At 70.7% G+C, this 16,016-nt stretch carries 12 protein-coding genes; 7 read left to right on the top strand and 5 right to left on the bottom strand.

The features are described 5' to 3' along the window. The first annotated feature begins 186 nt into the window (after positions 1–186). Both EJ357_RS05015 and EJ357_RS05010 read left to right on the top strand, forming a co-directional pair. Positions 187–2,163, top strand: coding sequence for an ABC transporter ATP-binding protein (locus tag EJ357_RS05015; protein WP_228473278.1), 1,977 nt, complete (start codon positions 187–189; stop codon positions 2,161–2,163). 94 nt (positions 2,164–2,257) lie between these two features. Then, positions 2,258–6,175: a glycoside hydrolase family 2 TIM barrel-domain containing protein gene (locus EJ357_RS05010; protein WP_126389010.1), complete on the top strand. Its 3,918-nt coding sequence runs from the start codon at positions 2,258–2,260 to the stop codon at positions 6,173–6,175. Between the two features lie 125 nt (positions 6,176–6,300). Here EJ357_RS05010 and EJ357_RS50155 read toward each other — a convergent pair whose 3' ends face one another. Together EJ357_RS50155 and EJ357_RS50685 are read right to left on the bottom strand one after the other, a co-directional pair. Then, entirely contained in the window at positions 6,301–6,474 is a 174-nt protein-coding gene (locus EJ357_RS50155; RefSeq protein ID WP_126389008.1) for a hypothetical protein, read from the bottom strand. Further along, entirely contained in the window at positions 6,456–7,040 is a 585-nt protein-coding gene (locus EJ357_RS50685) for a protein kinase domain-containing protein (RefSeq protein ID WP_126389006.1), read from the bottom strand. Before EJ357_RS50685 ends, EJ357_RS50155 begins: the two co-directional genes overlap by 19 nt. Positions 7,041–7,114: 74 nt before the next feature. On the opposite strand from EJ357_RS50685, the gene EJ357_RS04995 reads away from it, so the two are divergent. Continuing rightward, positions 7,115–8,539, top strand: coding sequence for a Gfo/Idh/MocA family protein (locus EJ357_RS04995; RefSeq protein WP_126389004.1), 1,425 nt, complete (start codon positions 7,115–7,117; stop codon positions 8,537–8,539). A 39-nt stretch (positions 8,540–8,578) separates the two neighbouring features. Here the strand turns inward: EJ357_RS04995 and EJ357_RS04990 are convergent, their stop codons facing one another. After that, the gene (locus tag EJ357_RS04990) at positions 8,579–8,956 is read right to left on the bottom strand and encodes a MerR family transcriptional regulator (protein WP_126389002.1); all 378 of its coding nucleotides are present in this window, start codon (positions 8,954–8,956) and stop codon (positions 8,579–8,581) included. A gap of 116 nt (positions 8,957–9,072) precedes the next feature. On the opposite strand from EJ357_RS04990, the gene EJ357_RS04985 reads away from it, so the two are divergent. Further along, positions 9,073–10,146 carry an alkene reductase gene (locus tag EJ357_RS04985; RefSeq protein ID WP_126389000.1) on the top strand — a complete coding sequence of 358 codons (1,074 nt, stop codon included), beginning with the start codon at positions 9,073–9,075 and terminating at the stop codon, positions 10,144–10,146. A 24-nt stretch (positions 10,147–10,170) separates the two neighbouring features. On the opposite strand, the gene EJ357_RS04980 is transcribed toward EJ357_RS04985, so the two are convergent. Beyond that, a complete protein-coding gene (locus tag EJ357_RS04980) occupies positions 10,171–12,054 on the bottom strand; it encodes an ATP-binding cassette domain-containing protein (protein ID WP_126399201.1) in 1,884 nt (627 codons plus the stop codon). 405 nt (positions 12,055–12,459) lie between these two features. Between EJ357_RS04980 and panD the strand changes: the two genes are divergently transcribed. From panD to EJ357_RS04965, 3 genes are all read left to right on the top strand, one after another. After that, positions 12,460–12,882, top strand: coding sequence for an aspartate 1-decarboxylase (gene panD, locus EJ357_RS04975; protein WP_126388998.1), 423 nt, complete (start codon positions 12,460–12,462; stop codon positions 12,880–12,882). Positions 12,883–12,952: 70 nt separating this feature from the next. Continuing rightward, positions 12,953–13,297, top strand: a complete 345-nt coding sequence (locus EJ357_RS04970) for a GNAT family N-acetyltransferase (protein WP_126388996.1) — start codon at positions 12,953–12,955, stop codon at positions 13,295–13,297. Continuing rightward, positions 13,297–13,935: an aspartate/glutamate racemase family protein gene (locus EJ357_RS04965; RefSeq protein WP_126388994.1), complete on the top strand. Its 639-nt coding sequence runs from the start codon at positions 13,297–13,299 to the stop codon at positions 13,933–13,935. Before EJ357_RS04970 ends, EJ357_RS04965 begins: the two co-directional genes overlap by 1 nt. A gap of 499 nt (positions 13,936–14,434) precedes the next feature. Here EJ357_RS04965 and gndA read toward each other — a convergent pair whose 3' ends face one another. Beyond that, positions 14,435–15,874 carry an NADP-dependent phosphogluconate dehydrogenase gene (gene gndA, locus EJ357_RS04955; protein ID WP_126388990.1) on the bottom strand — a complete coding sequence of 480 codons (1,440 nt, stop codon included), beginning with the start codon at positions 15,872–15,874 and terminating at the stop codon, positions 14,435–14,437. Between the last annotated feature and the right edge of the window lie 142 nt (positions 15,875–16,016).

The raw sequence follows: 16,016 nt of genomic DNA, 5'->3' as shown, positions 1-16,016 counted from the left end.
AGAGGTTCTCCACGCCGCGCCAACGGCGGGTTGCGGCAGCGGAGACGGTGGCTTACGGACCGGCTGCGGACGACTGTCGATCTTCGCGAAGCCGCCGATACCGCCCGCGGCTCCGTCCATGCCGCTCCCGGACTCTGCGATGTTGACCTCAAGACTGCTTGAGGTTCTACGTTCCCTCTCATGAGTATGGAGACCACAGCCTGGACACAGCTGCAGAGCGTCATGAGCGCCCAACGGGAGCGTCGCCCGTTCGCCCGCGCGACGCTGCGCCGCATCGGCGCGTTCGCCCGCCCGCACCGCCGCAGGATCGCGCTCTTCGTCGTGCTCGGGGTGGTGACCGCGCTGCTCGCCGTCGCCACCCCCGTGCTGGCCGGACGCGTCGTCGACGCGATCGTGACGGGCGGCGCCGAGGGCACCGTCGTCCGTCTGGCCCTGCTGATCGCCCTGATCGCGGTGGGGGAGGCGGCGCTCGGGATCCTCGCGAGGCGTCTGTCGGCGACCCTCGGCGAGGGTCTCATCCTCGATCTGCGGACGGCTGTGTTCGATCATGTGCAGCGCATGCCGGTCGCGTTCTTCACACGCACTCGTACGGGAGCGCTCGTCTCCCGTCTCAACAACGACGTGATCGGTGCCCAGCGCGCCTTCAGCAACACGCTGTCCGGAGTGGTCAGCAACCTGGTCACCCTGCTGCTCACCCTCGCCGTCATGCTCACCCTGTCCTGGCAGATCACGCTGCTCGCCCTGGTCCTGCTCCCGGTGTTCGTGCTCCCGGCCCGGCGCATGGGCCACCGCATGGCCCGGATGCAGCGGGAGGCGGCCGCGCTCAACGCGGCGATGGGCACCCGTATGACCGAGCGCTTCTCCGCCCCCGGCGCCACGCTGATCAAGCTGTTCGGACGCCCGGGGGAGGAGTCGCAGGAGTTCGCGTCCCGCGCCCGCAGGGTCGCCGACATCGGCGTGCGGACGGCAACCGCCCAGTCGGTGTTCATCACCGCGCTCACCCTGGTGTCCGCCCTGGCCCTCGCCCTGGTCTACGGCCTCGGCGGCTGGTTCGCCCTGCGCGGCACCCTGGAGCCGGGCGCCGTCGTCTCGCTGGCGCTGCTCCTGACCCGTATGTACGCGCCGCTCACCGCGCTCGCCGGCGCCCGTGTCGAGGTCATGAGCGCCCTGGTGAGCTTCGAGCGGGTCTTCGAGGTGCTCGACCTCAAGCCGCTGATCGAGGAGAAGCCGGACGCGCGGCCGGTCCCCGAGGGCCCCGTGGCGGTGGAGTTCGACAACGTCCGCTTCGGCTACCCGTCCGCCGACAAGGTCTCCCTCGCCTCCCTGGAGGAGGTCGCGTCCCTCGACACGCGCGGCGGCGCCGAGGTCCTGCACGGCATCTCCTTCCGCGCCGAACCCGGCCAGACCGTCGCCCTCGTCGGCTCGTCCGGTGCCGGCAAGTCGACCGTCGCCCAACTCCTCCCGCGGCTCTACGACGTCGACGAGGGGGCCGTACGCGTGGGCGGCGTGGACGTCCGCGACCTGAGCGCCGAGTCCCTGCGCGCCACCCTCGGCATGGTCACCCAGGACGGCCACCTCTTCCACGACACCGTCCGCGCCAACCTGCTGCTGGCCCGTCCCACCGCCACCGACGACGAGCTCTGGGACGCCCTGCGCCGCTCGCGCATGGACGAACTCGTACGGTCCCTGCCCGACGGCCTCGACACGGTGGTCGGCGAGCGCGGCTACCGGCTCTCCGGCGGTGAGCGCCAGCGCATGACCATCGCCCGGCTGCTGCTGGCCCGTCAGCGTGTCGTCATCCTCGACGAGGCCACGGCCCACCTCGACAACACCTCCGAGGCCGCCGTCCAGGAGGCGCTCACCGAGGCGCTGGAGGGCAGGACCGCGGTCGTGATCGCCCATCGGCTGTCCACCGTGCGGGCGGCGGACCAGATCCTCGTCGTCGAGGCCGGCCGGATCGTGGAGCGCGGCACGCACGAGGAGTTGCTGGCGGCGGAGGGACGCTATGCCGAGCTGTACCGGACGCAGTTCCAGCAGCCGGACCCGGCGTTCCCGCAGCCGGACTCGGCCGAGCGGCTGGATTCGGCCAAGGTCGAGGCCCGCAGCCATCAGGAACACACAAACATCGACAACATCGTTGCTTCAACGGTCTCCACAACCTAGTGTGCGTTCGGTTTCCCAACAGCACCGCACATGATCTGACGCTCCCTCAAAGCCGTGCAGCGCCGCACAGTCGTCCCGAGGAAGGCCGCCGTCAATGCCGCTCTCTCCCGCTTCCCCCGCCGGCCCGTCCCCCTCCCCGGGCATGCCGGTCAGCCGCCGCCGTCTCCTGGAGGGAGGAGCCGCGCTGCTCGGCGCGCTCGCCGTCTCCGGATCGTCCGCCACGGCGCACGCGGCCGAAGGGGCGGCGGCCGGCACCCCGGAGTGGAACGGCCACATCGACGTCTTCCGCATCGGCACCCAGCCGCCGCACACCACCCTCATGCCGTACGCGGACGTCAGACAGGCGCTGGACGCCGACCGGACCCGCTCGCCGTACCGGCTGAGCCTCGACGGCAAGTGGAAGTTCGCCTACGCCGACCGGCCCGACGAGCGCGACGCCGACTTCCACCGCACCGACGTCGACGACAGCGACTGGGACACCATCGCCGTCCCCTCCGTCTGGCAGATGCACGGCTACGACCGCCCGATCTTCGTCAACATCACCTACCCCTGGTGGGGCCCCAACGGCCTCGGCGAGGAGGCCCAGCCCCCGGCCGCGCCCACCCGCTTCAACCCGGTGGGGCAGTACCGGCGCACCTTCACGGTGCCGCGCGGCTGGCAGGGCAGACGCACCTTCCTGCACTTCGAGGGCGTCAAGTCCGCGCACTACGTGTGGATCAACGGGAAGCTGGTGGGGTACGCGGAGGACTCGTTCACCCCCGCCGAGTACGACATCACCCCGCACCTCGAGCCCGGCACCAACCAGATCGCCGTCGAGGTGTACCGCTTCTCCGACGGGGACTGGCTGGAGGACCAGGACATGATCCGGCTGAGCGGAATCTTCCGCTCGGTCTACCTCTACTCCACGCCGGAAGTCCGCCTGCGCGACTTCAAGCTGGACACCCCGCTCAGCGACGACTACACGGCCGCCGAGCTGGCCGTCACCGCGAGCGTGCGCTCGTACGGCGGGACGAGCGAGGGCGGCTACGCCGTGGAGACGCAGCTGTACGACTCCCGCGGCCACGCCGTCTGGCCGAGGCCCCTCAAGCAGCCCGTCGACCTCGCGTCCGCCCCGGCCGGTGAGGACGTGACCGTCCGCGCGAGCAGAGCCGTGCCCGAGCCCAAGCTGTGGTCCGCCGAGCACCCGAACCTCTACACCGCCGTGCTGCGCCTGCGCGACCCGGCCGGAAAGGTGATCGAGACCCTCTCACACCGCGTCGGCCTGCGCGAGTTCGCGCTCAAGGACGGCCTGATGCGGATCAACGGCAAGCCCGTCTCCTTCCGCGGCACCAACCGGCACGAGATGCACCCCGACGGCGGCATGACGCTCACCCGCGAGCACATGGTCACGGACATCGAGATCATCAAGCGGATGAACATGAACTCCGTCCGCACCTCGCACTACCCCAACAACCCGCTGTGGTATGAGCTCGCGGACGAGTACGGCCTCTACCTCGTCGACGAGACCAACCTGGAGACCCACGGCATCCGCGGCGAGTACCCCGGCAACCACGCCAACTGGACCAAGGCCTGCGTGGCCCGGGCCCAGAGCATGGTCCACCGCGACAAGAACCACGCCTCCGTCGTCATCTGGTCGCTCGGCAACGAGGCCGGCGGCGGCAGCACCTTCGTCGCCATGCACGACTGGATCAAGTCCTACGACACGACGCGCGTCATCCAGTACGAGGGCGACGACCGGCCGACCATCAGCGACATCCGCTCGGAGATGTACGACAGCCCGTCCCGCGTCGAACAGCGCGCGAAGGACACGGCCGACACCCGGCCGTACGTCATGATCGAGTACGCCCACGCGATGGGGAACTCGAATGGCAACCTCAAGAAGTACTGGGACCTCGTCCGCGGCTACGACGTCCTCCAGGGCGGCTGGATCTGGGACTTCGTCGACCAGTCACTGAGCTGGCCCGTACCCCCGCGCACGTTCCTCACCGAGGCGGGACCCGGCAAGCTGCGCGGCGAGATCCTCACCGCGAGCGGCACCTTCGACCGGGCCAAGGGCGTCTTCGGCGCGACCGTCTTCCCGCGCGACGAGCGCCTCGACCTCACCGGCTCGCTCACCCTGGAGGCCTGGGTCACCCCGCACCACACCGGCTACCACCAGCCGATCCTCGCCAAGGGCGACACCCAGTACGCGCTCAAGCAGTCCGACGGCACCCTGGAGTTCTTCATCCACGGCGGCGGCCAGTGGATCACCGCGAGCTGGGCCCTCCCGGCCGACTGGACCGGCAGCGAGCACCACATCGCCGGCGTGTTCGACGCGGACGCGGGCACCCTGGCCCTCCACGTCGACGGCGCGGTGAAGGCCACCCGGACCACCACGCGCAAGCCCACCGCCAACACCGCGCCCCTCGCGCTCGCCACCGACGTGGACAACCCCACCCGGGAGTTCAGCGGCACGATCCGCCGCGCCCGCGTCTACGCCCGTGCGCTGAGCGCCGCCGAACTCGGCTCCACCGGCCGGGGCCCCGCCGACGAGGGCGTACGGTTCTGGTTCGACGCGGAAACCGTCGGCCTCACCGAGAAGCAGCCCCGTGAGAAGACCTTCTTCCCGTACGGCGGCGACTGGGGCGACAACCCCAACGACGGCACCTCCAACGCCGACGGCATCGTCACCGCCGACCGCCGCCATACCGGCAAGGCTGCCGAGGTCAAGCAGATCTACCAGGCGGTCAACGCGGCACCGGCATCAGGCGACTCGGTGACCGCCGACGCGGCCGTCACCCTCACCAACGAGTACCTGTTCACCAACCTCCGTGAGTTCGACGGCCGTTGGGCGCTGCTGGCCGACGGCGAGGTGGTGCGGCGCGGAAAGCTGAGCCGCGCACAGCTGGACGTCCCGCCGCTGAGCAGCAAGGACATCACAGTGCCGGTGAAGCTGCCGGACGACCCGGCCCCCGGCACCGAGTACCACCTCCAACTGTCCTTCACCACCAAGGAATCCACCCCCTGGGCGAAGGCCGGCTTCGAGGTCGCCAAGCAGCAACTCGTCCTGGACGCCGACACCCCGGCCGTGACACCCGTCCCCCTGGCGGACGTGCCGGCACTCCGCCACGAGGACGGCGACAAGGCCGTCGTGGTCAAGGGCGAGGGCTTCTCGGTCACGGTGGCCAAGAACACCGGTGTCATCACGTCGTACGAGGCCCGCGGCACCCGCCTCATCACCTCCGGACCCGTACCGAACTTCTGGCGGGCGCCCACCGAGAACGACCGCGGCAACGGCCAGCACACCCGCAACCAGACCTGGCGCGACGCGGGCACGCACCGCCAGGTGACGGGCGTCGCGGTGCGTACCCTGCGCGACAAGGCGGTGGAGATCAAGGTCAGCGGCACGCTGCCGACGACGGTCGAGTCGACGTACACCACCACCTACACGGTGTTCGGCAACGGCGAGATCAAGGTCGACAACACCCTGCACCCCGGCGCCGCGTCCCTGCCGTACATCCCGGAGATCGGCACGCTGCTGCGTCTGCCCGCACGCCTCGAGCGGCTGCGCTACTACGGACGCGGGCCCGAGGACAACTACATCGACCGCAGGAACGCCACCGACGTCGGCGTGTACTCCGGAACCGTCTCCGGGCAGTGGACCCCGTACATCCGCCCGCAGGAGAACGGCAACAAGACCGACGTCCGCTGGATCGCCCTGACCGACGCCAAGGGCACCGGCCTCCTCGTCTCCGGCGAACCCCTCCTGGAGGTCAACGCCTCCCACTTCACCCCGGAGGACCTCTCGTCCGGCGTCCGCCACGACTACCAGCTCACCCCGCGCGACGAGGTCGTCCTGCGCGTCAACCACCGCCAGATGGGCCTGGGCGGCGACAACAGCTGGGGCGCCCACACGCACGACGAGTACAAGCTGTTCGCGAGCCGCGACTACTCCTACACGTACCGGCTGCGCCCGCTGACGGACGTGGCCGAGGCGACGGCGGCGTCGCGGAGGCCGACGGCGGTGGAGTGATCCCCACGGGACGTCAACGCTGGTGCGTCACGCTCACTCGCACGGTGAGCGCGCCCCCGTTGTCCTGGGAGCAGAGACCGGCGAAGTCGTTCATTAGCTCCTGATGGCCCCTGAGGGCACTCCGGTCACCGGCGGTCCGTCAGGACGGGTTCCTCGTACGCCACCGCGTGCAGCTTCGCGGGCCGCGCCGGCCTGCGGAACGGGGAATGTCCGCCGCTGGGTGTGGCGAGGGTCGCGCCCAGCGACCACAGGTCGGAGGACGGACCGGTCTGCGAGCCCATCACCCGCTCGGGCGCCATGTACTCGAGGGAGCCGACCAGTTCGCCGGTGTGGTCAGGGACTCGCCGTCGTCCAGGGCCGTGATGCCGAAGTCGGTGAGGACGGCGTTGCCGTCGGGGCGCAGCAGGACGTTGGCGGGTTTGACGTCGCGGTGCAGGGTGCCGGCCGCGTGCACGGCCTCCAGCGCGTCGAGCAGTTGCCGACCGAGAGCGGCGGTGTGGCGCGGTGTGAGCGGCCCGGTCTCGGTGATCCGGTCGGCCGGCGAGGGGTCCTCGACGAGTTCCATGACGATCCACAGCCGGTCCTCGGACTCGACCAGGTCGTGGACCCCGATCACATGGGGGGCGCGGCACCCGGGCGACCGCGCGGGCCTCGCGGACGGCGCGGCGCATCCGGATGCGGTGCTCCTGGTCGTCTCTCTCACGTTTCCTTCCCGGCGCGCTCTGTGAATCCGTGGATGCTGGACGGCTTGTCGAACGGGGCGGGCCGTAACGCCCCCACCGAGCCCCACTGATGCTTGATTCTGCTCGGAACTACCTTCTATCGAGCACGTATTGACATGCGCCGTCGGACCCCGGAGAGTCATGCCCCGACAGTCCCCGCAGTCCCGACAGTGCCCCGGCAGTGATGCAAGCCACCTCACCGAGGAGTGTTGCCGCCATGTCCGAAACACCCGCTGTCTCACGCCGACTGCTCCTTGGCGGAGCCGTCGCCACCGGCGCGCTCGCGGCCGGTATGACCGCGTCCGCCCCGGCCGCGTCCGCCGCGACCGCGCAGGCGCCCCGCCGTCGCCCGGGGCAGAAGTCGATGATCGGCGTGCCGTTCGAGGTCCACAGAACCGTCCGCGTCGGTGTCATCGGCCTGGGAAACCGTGGCGGAGGCATGGTCATGGGCTGGGCGGCCGTGCCCGGCTGCACCGTGACCGCCGTCTGCGACATCCGCGCCGACCGCGCGCGGAGCGCCGCCGACCGGCTGGTGAGCAAGGGCGAGCCCCGACCCGCCGAGTACGGCGGATCAACCGACTCCTACGCCCGGATGCTCCGGCGCGACGACATCGACCTCGTGTATGTCGCGACACCCTGGGAGTTCCACCACGAGCACGGCCGAGCCGCGCTGCTGAGCGGCAGACACGCCGTGGTGGAACTCCCGGTCGCAACGGAACTGCGCCAGCTGTGGGACCTGGTCGACACCTCCGAACGCACCCGCAGGCACCTGCTCCTCGCCGAGAACTGCAGCTACGGGCGCAACGAACTGGCCATGCTGAGGATGGCGCACGCCGGTCTGTTCGGAGACATCACCAACGGCCATGGCGGCTACCTCCACGACCTGCGTGAACTCCTCTTCTCCGACACCTACTACACCGACTCCTGGCGGCGGCTGTGGCACACCCGCAGCACCGCGTCCCTCTACCCCATGCACGGGCTGGCCCCCATCGCGGCGGCCATGGACATCAACCGCGGCGACCGGCTGACCACCCTGTCCGCCACCGCGACCGCACCGAAGGGGCTGGCCGACTACCGCGAACGCTTCATCCCCCGGGACCACCCGTCCTGGAAGGAGACGTACATCAACGGCGACCTGGTCACCTGCCTCATCGAGACCGAGAAGGGCAGGGTCATCCGGGCCGAGCACGAGGTGAGTTCCCCGAGGCCGTACAGCAGGATCAACTCCCTCGCCGGCAGCCGCGGAATCGTCGAGGACTACACCGGCCCCGCCCCGACCGGCGCACGCGTCTACCTGGAACCGGACCACGGCGGCCACATCTGGCGCGACTTCGCCGACTACCGCAAGGAGTTCGACCACTGGCTGTGGCGGAAGGTCGGCGACGACGCCGCGAACAACGGCGGTCACGGCGGCATGGACTACGTCCTGCAGTGGCGCACCGTCCAGTTGATGCGCGCCGGCCTGGTCCCCGACATCGACGTGTACGACTCGGCGGCCTGGTGCGCCGCGGTCCCGCTGAGCGCCGCGTCCCTGGCGAGGAACGGTCGCCCGGTCGAGATCCCGGACTTCACCCGCGGTGCCTGGGCGGGCAAACGGCCCGGACTCGACTCCAGCCCCACCGACATGCCGCCCGTCGGCTGACCGGGTGCGGCGGAGGCTCAGGGCGGGAGCGTGGCCGGGTCACCCCGGCACCGTCGACCTCAGACTCGCGCGGTGCGCCCGATTCGTGGCCATCAGCCGGTCGAGCGCCTCCCGGGTGCGTATGAGGTCCTCGATGTGCTCGGAGAGCCGTTCCCGCTCCTCGGCCATCCGGTCCAGCGCGGCGTCGGACGTGGCCTCGCTGGGTGAGTCGACGCACGGCAACAGTTCGGCGATGGTCCGGCTGGACAGGCCCGCGGCGTACATCCGCTGGAGGAACGTGACCCGTTCGACGTGGGCCTCCGTGTAGTGCCGCTGCCCGCTCGCGCTGCGGGTGCTCGTGAGCAGGCCCTGTTCCTCGTAGTAGCGCAGGGACCGGACGCTGACTCCAGCCCGTGCCGCGAGTTCGCCGATACGCATGCCGCCCTCCCCGTGGTGATCTGGCGCACAACCCTTGCCTCTGACGTCAGTGTCAGGTTTTAGCGTAACCGTCGTGCCCGGGATCCGGGCACGACGGAGCGCGAAGGAGACATGACGTGACGACCCTTTTCACTGGTTACCGCCTGGGCGAACTGGCGTTGCCCAACCGCGTGGTGATGGCGCCGATGACGCGGGTACGGGCCGCCGCGGGCGGTCTGGCGACGCCGTCGATGGCGCGCTACTACGCCCAGCGGGCCACGGCCGGGCTGATCGTCACCGAGGGCGTGCAGCCGAGCCTGATCGGCCAGTCCAACCCCGGCACTCCGGGGCTGTACACCGACGAGCAGGTGGCCGCATGGCGCCCGGTGACCGATGCGGTGCACACCAACGGCGGCAGGATCTTCGCCCAGATCATGCACGGCGGTCGTGTCTCGCACCCCGACACCACCGGGCTGCGGCCCGTCGGGCCCTCGGCCGTCCAGGCCGTCGGCGAGGTGTTCACCCCCAACGGCCCGCAGCCCGCGCCGACTCCCCGCGCCCTGGACACCGCCGAGGTGCCCGAGCACGCCCAGTCGTACGCGGACGCCGCGCGCCGGGCCGTCGACGCCGGATTCGACGGGGTGGAACTCCACGGCGCCAACGGCTACTTGATCTCGCAGTTCCTCTCCTCCAACGCCAACCTGCGCACGGACCGCTACGGAGGCTCGGTGACCAACCGGATCCGCTTCGCCGTCGAAGCGGCCACCGCCACCGCCGAGGCCATCGGCGCGGAGCGGACCGGGATCCGGCTCTCTCCCGGCGGCCCCTTCTGGGGCATAGAGGAGACCGACGTCGCCGAGCTCTACACCGCGCTCCTGACCGAGCTGTCCCGTCTCGGCCTGGCCTATGTCCATCTGGAGGCCACCACGGACGAAGAGACCCTTCTCGGTCTACGCCGGACCTGGCCCGGCACCCTCGTCATGAACCCGGTGCTGCCACTGGGCCCCAAGCAGACCGGCCGCACCGACGCCGACCACTGGCTGGACCTGGGCGCCGACCTCATCAGCTTCGGGCGCGCTTTTCTCGCCAACCCCGACCTGGTGGAGCGGCTGCGCACCGGTCTTCCGATCGCTCCCGCCGACGAGTCCACGTACTTCCAGGGCGGAGACGACGGCTATCTCACCTACTCGTCCTTCCAGCACTCGGCGTGATCGGCTCACGCTCGTGCCCGGGCGTCACCGGTCCTGGGCCAGGGCAACGAGCTCCGCGAACAGCCCCCCGCCGGCGGCCAGCTCGTCGTACGTGCCCTGTTCGATGACGCGGCCCTTGTCCATCACCAGGATGCGGTCGGCGAGCTTGGTGTTCTCGAGCTGGTGGGTGACGACGATCGTCATGCGCTCGGCGGCGATCCGCTTGATCTCCAGGAAAATGGCGTGTTCACCGCGGGCGTCCATCTGTGAGGTCGGCTCGTCCAGGATCAGCAGCGGGGTCTGCCGGTAGAGCGCGCGGCCGCACACCAGGCGTTGCCACTGCCCGCCCGACAACTCGGCCCCGCCCCACAGTTCCTTGGCGAGGAGAGTGTCCAGTCCCTGGGGCAGTTTCTCGATCGCCTCGCGCATACCGACGGCGTCGACGACGTCCCACACCGGTGCGTCGTCGTATGTCCGTGGCTGCCCCAGGGTGATGTTCTCGCGTGCGCGCAGGGGCCAGCAGGCGAAGTTCTGGGGGACCAGCGCGGTGCGTTTCCACACGGCGTCGGGATCGGCGTGGGCGAGGTCGGTGCCGTCCCACAGGACGCGGCCTTTGTCGGCGAGCAGGATGCCGGTGATGAGTTTGGCCAGGGTCGACTTGCCGGAGCCGTTCTCGCCGACGACGGCGAGGATCTCACCGCGGCGCAGGGTGAGCGAGACGCCTGCGACGGCCGGTTCCTCCTTGCCGGGGTACTGGTACGCGACCTCGTCGAGGCGGATTTCATCCACGCGTTCGGAGATGGTCAATTCGCCGCGCTGGGGAGCGCGTTCACTGGCCATGTCGAGGAAGGAGCGCATGTCGGCCAGGTAGAGCGAGGTGTGGAACAGGGCGGCGCCGTGGATGACGAACTGGGAGAGCGCGGCCAGTGTGCTCTGGACGGCGACCACGGCGGTGGCCGCGACGGGCAGGGCGACCCGGCCGGTGCCGGCCAGCCAGGCGAGAGTGGCCCAGGTGCCCAGCAGGAAGATGCCGCCCAGGGCGTTGGTGGCCAGCGTGATGCGGAGCATACGTGGGGCCGCGGTCAGGGTGCGCTGGTCGATCCGGTCGGACAGGGCGCGGTACCAGTAGGTGAGATAGCCCGTCATGCCGTTGGCGCGGACTTCGTCGCCGAAGCGGGAGTAGGTGGCCCACCAGCGCATCATCGACCGGACGTTCCTGTCACCGACGTTGAGGTAGTGGGTCTCGTAGTCGACGCGCGCCGACAGAACGGCCCCGACCCCGGCCGGGAGGACGGCCAGCAGGAGCAGGGGCAGCATCAGCGGGTGCAGCGTGGCGATGACGCCGCTCGCGGCGATCATGCGGATCAGGGCGGACATGTACCGCTGGGCGTCCTGCACCATCAGCCGGGTCCGGGTCACGCCGATCTCGGCGGCTTCCTGTCGGTCGGCGAACCCGTCCTCGCCGTACGCGCTCGACTCGACGCGGCAGACGGCGGTCACGAGCGCGATGTCCGCCTCGGTCGTCAGGAGGGGCGTGATCCGACCGTCGGCGTAGGAGGACAGGGCGCTGCTGATGCGCCCGACGGCTGCGGCTGCCGTCACGATGACCAGAGCGGGAAGAGCCGCGTCCAGACGTTCGGACACGGTGCTGTTGCCGAGGATGTGGGTCATCGCCTGTGCCGTGAACGCCAGGACGACAGCGGCAGCGACGCCGGTCAGCGCCTGGCAGGCGAGGAGCAGTACGACACCGGTCCTGTCGACGGCCCAGGCCATCCGGGCGGTGTGGCGGAGCACGGCGGGAAGGCGCCGGCACATGGCTCCGAAACTGGCGTCTGCCAGCGGGTTCTTCCCGAACTTGCCCTCGAAGTTGATGGTGGCCGGGGGCGGAGGGGGCGGTGTGTCCGCGCTGTTGGTCGAGGCGTCAGTCACTGTCACCGGGATCCCTCCTCGGGGCGGGTGCCGCACCTGGATGGCTCGGCGGTGCACGGCATAACGACCCGACGCGAGAATCGAACGCACTCGATTCCGGACGTATGCGATCCCGGACACGGCAAGGGCTCGAACGCCTGGACGCGGTGTTGGTGCGGCCCGCGGACGCCCTGGGGATGGCCGAATCGCCGCTCCTTGAAAAACGAGTGACGAATGAGGTTCGCCACGGAAGCTCGGCCGTCGACGAGGGTGGGGCACTTCGAGGCCTCGCTGTGGCGATGGTCACGACTATGTTCCCAGCCTGTTGCGTAGGCTGGCATCGGCCACACGCCTGGCCGTACGGTGTGCCAACAGCCCTTGACCTGCAATAACGCAGGCAGGGAGCCTAGTCTCCGGAGTGCCCCGATGCTGCGTACCATGTTCAAGTCCAAGATCCACCGCGCCACAGTCACCCAGGCCGACCTGCACTACGTGGGATCGGTGACCATCGACGCGGATCTTCTCGACGCCGCCGACCTGCTGCCCGGCGAGCTCGTCCACATCGTCGACATCACCAACGGCGCCCGCCTGGAGACCTACGTCATCGAGGGCGAGCGCGGCTCGGGGGTCATCGGGATCAACGGTGCCGCCGCCCATCTCGTCCACCCCGGCGACCTGGTGATCATCATCAGCTACGCTCAGCTGACCGACGCCGAGGCGCGGGCGTTCGAGCCCCGGGTCGTGCACGTGGACGGCGCCAACCGCATCGTGTCCTTGGGCGCCGACCCGTCCGAGCCGGTGCCGGGCTCCGACCAGGCGCGCAGCCCGCAGGCCGTGCCGGTGGCCTGACGGCGCTCGGTCCCGCACGAGCGGACACACGAGCGGACAACCAAAGACGGCCCAGGCCCAGGAGGGTGCGATGAGCGAGACAGAGATCCGCGACGACCGGGCGGCGGGCCGCCTGGAGGCCCTCCTGGGCGACGAAGTCACCGGCCACATCGAGTACTTCGTCCTCGAAGCCCCGGCGCGCGCCCTCGTCCCCGTCCACACCATCGTGGAATCGGCCCACGAGGGGAAGGGCATCGCGGGCTCCCTCGCACGCGAGCTGTACGGCATGGCGGCGCGCGAGGGAGTCGTCGTCGCGCCGCTGTGCCCGTACGTCGTCAAGTGGGCCGAACGCCACCCCGACGAGGCCCCGGCGGCCGACCCCGAGCTGCTGGAAGCGGCGAAGGACTGGCTGCGAGCCCACCCCGGGCGGTTCTGATGCTCGCCCTCCTGCACACCTCGCCCCTGCACATCCCCGTCTTCGACGCCCTGCGCCAGGAGCACCACCCGGACCTGGAACTACGGCACTTCGTCGACGAGGAGCTGTTGAGCCGGGCCCGCCGCGAAGGCACCGAAGCGGTCGCGGACGACGTCCGCAAGGCCCTGCACCAGGCCGTCGCCGACGGGGCGCGGGCCGTGCTGTGCACCTGCTCGACCATCGGCGCCGTCGCGGAGGAGGCCGCCGCCGAGGCCGGGGTGCCGGTGCTGCGTGTCGACCGTCCGATGGCGGCGGCCGCCGTGGCCGAGGGCGCGCGTGTCGTCGTCCTCGCCACGATGGAGAGCACCCTCGGCCCGACGGCGTCCTTGATCGAGGACGAGGCCCGGCGTGCGGGGCGGCCCGTCGAGGTGCGGACGCGTCTCGTCGAGGGGGCGTGGGAGCTCTTCGACGCGGGGGACGTCGACGGTTGCGCCCGGCTGGTGGCAGCCGCTGCGGACGAGGTCACGGACGCCGACGCGATCGTCCTCGCCCAGGTCTCCATCGCCGGGGCTCAGCGGTCGGCGACGACGCCGGTGCCCGTACTGTCCAGCCCACGCCCGGGGCTGGCGGCGGCAGCGGAGGCGACCCGGCCGCGGTAGGTCCACCCGGACCGCCGCATTGACTCGGGTGAGTGACTGGCGGCGCGGCCGTCGGGTACGCGGGGGAGTAGTCCAGAGCCGACGCGCACCGATGGGCTGGAGGACGCCATGACGAACCCGCACCCCGTCCCGCCGGGACCGACACCGGGCCCGGACCCCGTGCACCCCGAGCCGCCTCCGCCGTCCCCCGTCCCGACCCCGGAGCCCCCGCCGTCACCGGAGCCCACGCCGCCACCCCCGGGCCCTCCGCCGGAGCCTCACCCGGTCCCCGGCCCGGACCCGTCCCCGATCCCACCGGGACCAGAGCCGGTACCGAACCCGGAGCCGGGCCCACCCCTGACCTGAGCCGAAACGGAAGGCGGTGGGCGGCCCAGAACGCCGCCCACCGCAATGCCCTGCTTTTCAGGGGCGCGGGGCTGTGTCGACATACGGCTCCGCCGCGTGGGCGCGACCAGCCCCCACACGCACGCGGCCGCGATCGGCCGACCGTCCCGAGCTCCTAGGCGGAAACCTCGGACCGATCCCCACCCCACAACGTGTGGAACGCCCCGTCCCGGTCGGTCCGCCGGTACGTGTGCGCCCCGAAGAAGTCCCGCTGCCCCTGCGTGAGCGCCGCAGGCAACCGCTCGGCACGCAGCGCGTCGTAGTAGGCGAGGGCCGCCGCGAAGCCGGGCGTGGGCACACCCTGCCGGGTCGCAGCGATGATCACCTCACGCCAGTCGTCCTGCGCATCCGCGATCTCCTGCGCGAACGTCTCGTCCGACAGCAGGCTCGGCAGATCGGCCCGGGCGTCGTACGCGGCACGGATGCGGTCCAGGAAGGCCGCGCGGATGATGCAGCCGCCACGCCAGATGGCGGAGACGGCGCCCAGGTCGATGTCCCAGTCGTACTCCGCGCGCGCGGCGTCGATCTCGTGGAAGCCCTGCGTGTACGACACGATCTTCGACGCGTACAGCGCCTGCTCGACCCGGTCGGCGAACGCCGCCGCCTCCGCCTCGCCCAGCGGCGACGCCTTCGGTCCCGCCAGCCCGCGGGAGGCGTCCCGCAGCGCCGCGTGCCCGGACAGGGAGCGGGCGAAGACCGCCTCCGCGATGCCGGACACCGGCACGCCCAGGTCCAGCGCGATCTGCACGGTCCAGCGTCCCGTGCCCTTCTGCTCGGCCTGGTCGACCACCACGTCCACGAATGGCTTGCCCGTCGCGGCGTCCACGTGGGACAGCACCTCGGCGGTGATCTCGATCAGGTAGGAGTCCAGCCGGCCCGTGTTCCAGGTCCGGAAGATCTCCGCGATCTGCGCGGGCTCGTAGCCGGCGACATCCCGCAGCAGCTGGTACGCCTCGCCGATGAGCTGCATGTCGGCGTACTCGATGCCGTTGTGCACCATCTTCACGAAGTGCCCGGCACCGTCCGGACCGACGTGCGTCACACAGGGCGCCCCGTCGGCCGCCTTCGCCGAGATCTTCTCCAGCATCGGGCCCAGCGAGTCGTACGACTCCTTCGGGCCGCCCGGCATGATGCTCGGCCCGAGCAGAGCGCCCTCCTCGCCGCCGGATACACCCATGCCGACGAAGTGGATGCCCTGCTCGCGCAGGTCGCGCTCGCGGCGCCGGGTGTCGGCGAAGTGCGCGTTGCCGCCGTCGATGATCATGTCGCCGGGCTCCAGCAGCGGCGCGAACTCCTGGATCACCGCGTCGGTCGGCTCACCGGCCTTCACCATGATGACCAGCCGCCGCGGCCGCTCCAGCGCCGCCACGAACTCCTTGGCGGTCTCGGCCGCGATGAACTCGCCCTCGCTCCCGAACTCCTCCACCAGCGCGTGCGTGCGCGCCGACGTCCGGTTGTGCACCGCGACCGTGTAGCCGTTGCGGGCGAAGTTCCGGGCGAGATTGCGGCCCATGACCGCGAGACCCGTGACGCCGATCTGCGCCGAAGTGCTCATGCGTTGGCTCCTAGTGACCTCGATATATCAGCGGTGCCGGTCATGCCCGCCAGTATTGCCCCATCGTCCATCCTGACGTGCTGGTACTCCGACCGCACATCCGGGGTGGCGCGATGTCGCTGGCACATACGCACGGAAGGCC

It is taken from the genome of Streptomyces cyaneochromogenes (genome assembly GCF_003963535.1).
Classification (GTDB): Bacteria; Actinomycetota; Actinomycetes; order Streptomycetales; family Streptomycetaceae; genus Streptomyces; species Streptomyces shaanxiensis.
This window is presented reverse-complemented; position numbering and strand designations above follow the sequence as displayed.

Excerpts from the sequence above, each read along its gene's own strand:
- EJ357_RS05015 (WP_228473278.1), top strand. The coding sequence starts at position 187 with ATGGAGACCACAGCCTGGACACAGCTGCAGAGCGTCATGAGCGCCCAA.
- EJ357_RS05010 (WP_126389010.1), top strand. The coding sequence starts at position 2,258 with ATGCCGCTCTCTCCCGCTTCCCCCGCCGGCCCGTCCCCCTCCCCGGGC.
- EJ357_RS50155 (WP_126389008.1), bottom strand. The coding sequence starts at position 6,474 with ATGGCGCCCGAGCGGGTGATGGGCTCGCAGACCGGTCCGTCCTCCGAC.
- EJ357_RS50685 (WP_126389006.1), bottom strand. The coding sequence starts at position 7,040 with ATGACTCTCCGGGGTCCGACGGCGCATGTCAATACGTGCTCGATAGAA.
- EJ357_RS04995 (WP_126389004.1), top strand. The coding sequence starts at position 7,115 with ATGTCCGAAACACCCGCTGTCTCACGCCGACTGCTCCTTGGCGGAGCC.
- EJ357_RS04990 (WP_126389002.1), bottom strand. The coding sequence starts at position 8,956 with ATGCGTATCGGCGAACTCGCGGCACGGGCTGGAGTCAGCGTCCGGTCC.
- panD (WP_126388998.1), top strand. The coding sequence starts at position 12,460 with ATGCTGCGTACCATGTTCAAGTCCAAGATCCACCGCGCCACAGTCACC.
- EJ357_RS04970 (WP_126388996.1), top strand. The coding sequence starts at position 12,953 with ATGAGCGAGACAGAGATCCGCGACGACCGGGCGGCGGGCCGCCTGGAG.
- EJ357_RS04965 (WP_126388994.1), top strand. The coding sequence starts at position 13,297 with ATGCTCGCCCTCCTGCACACCTCGCCCCTGCACATCCCCGTCTTCGAC.
- gndA (WP_126388990.1), bottom strand. The coding sequence starts at position 15,874 with ATGAGCACTTCGGCGCAGATCGGCGTCACGGGTCTCGCGGTCATGGGC.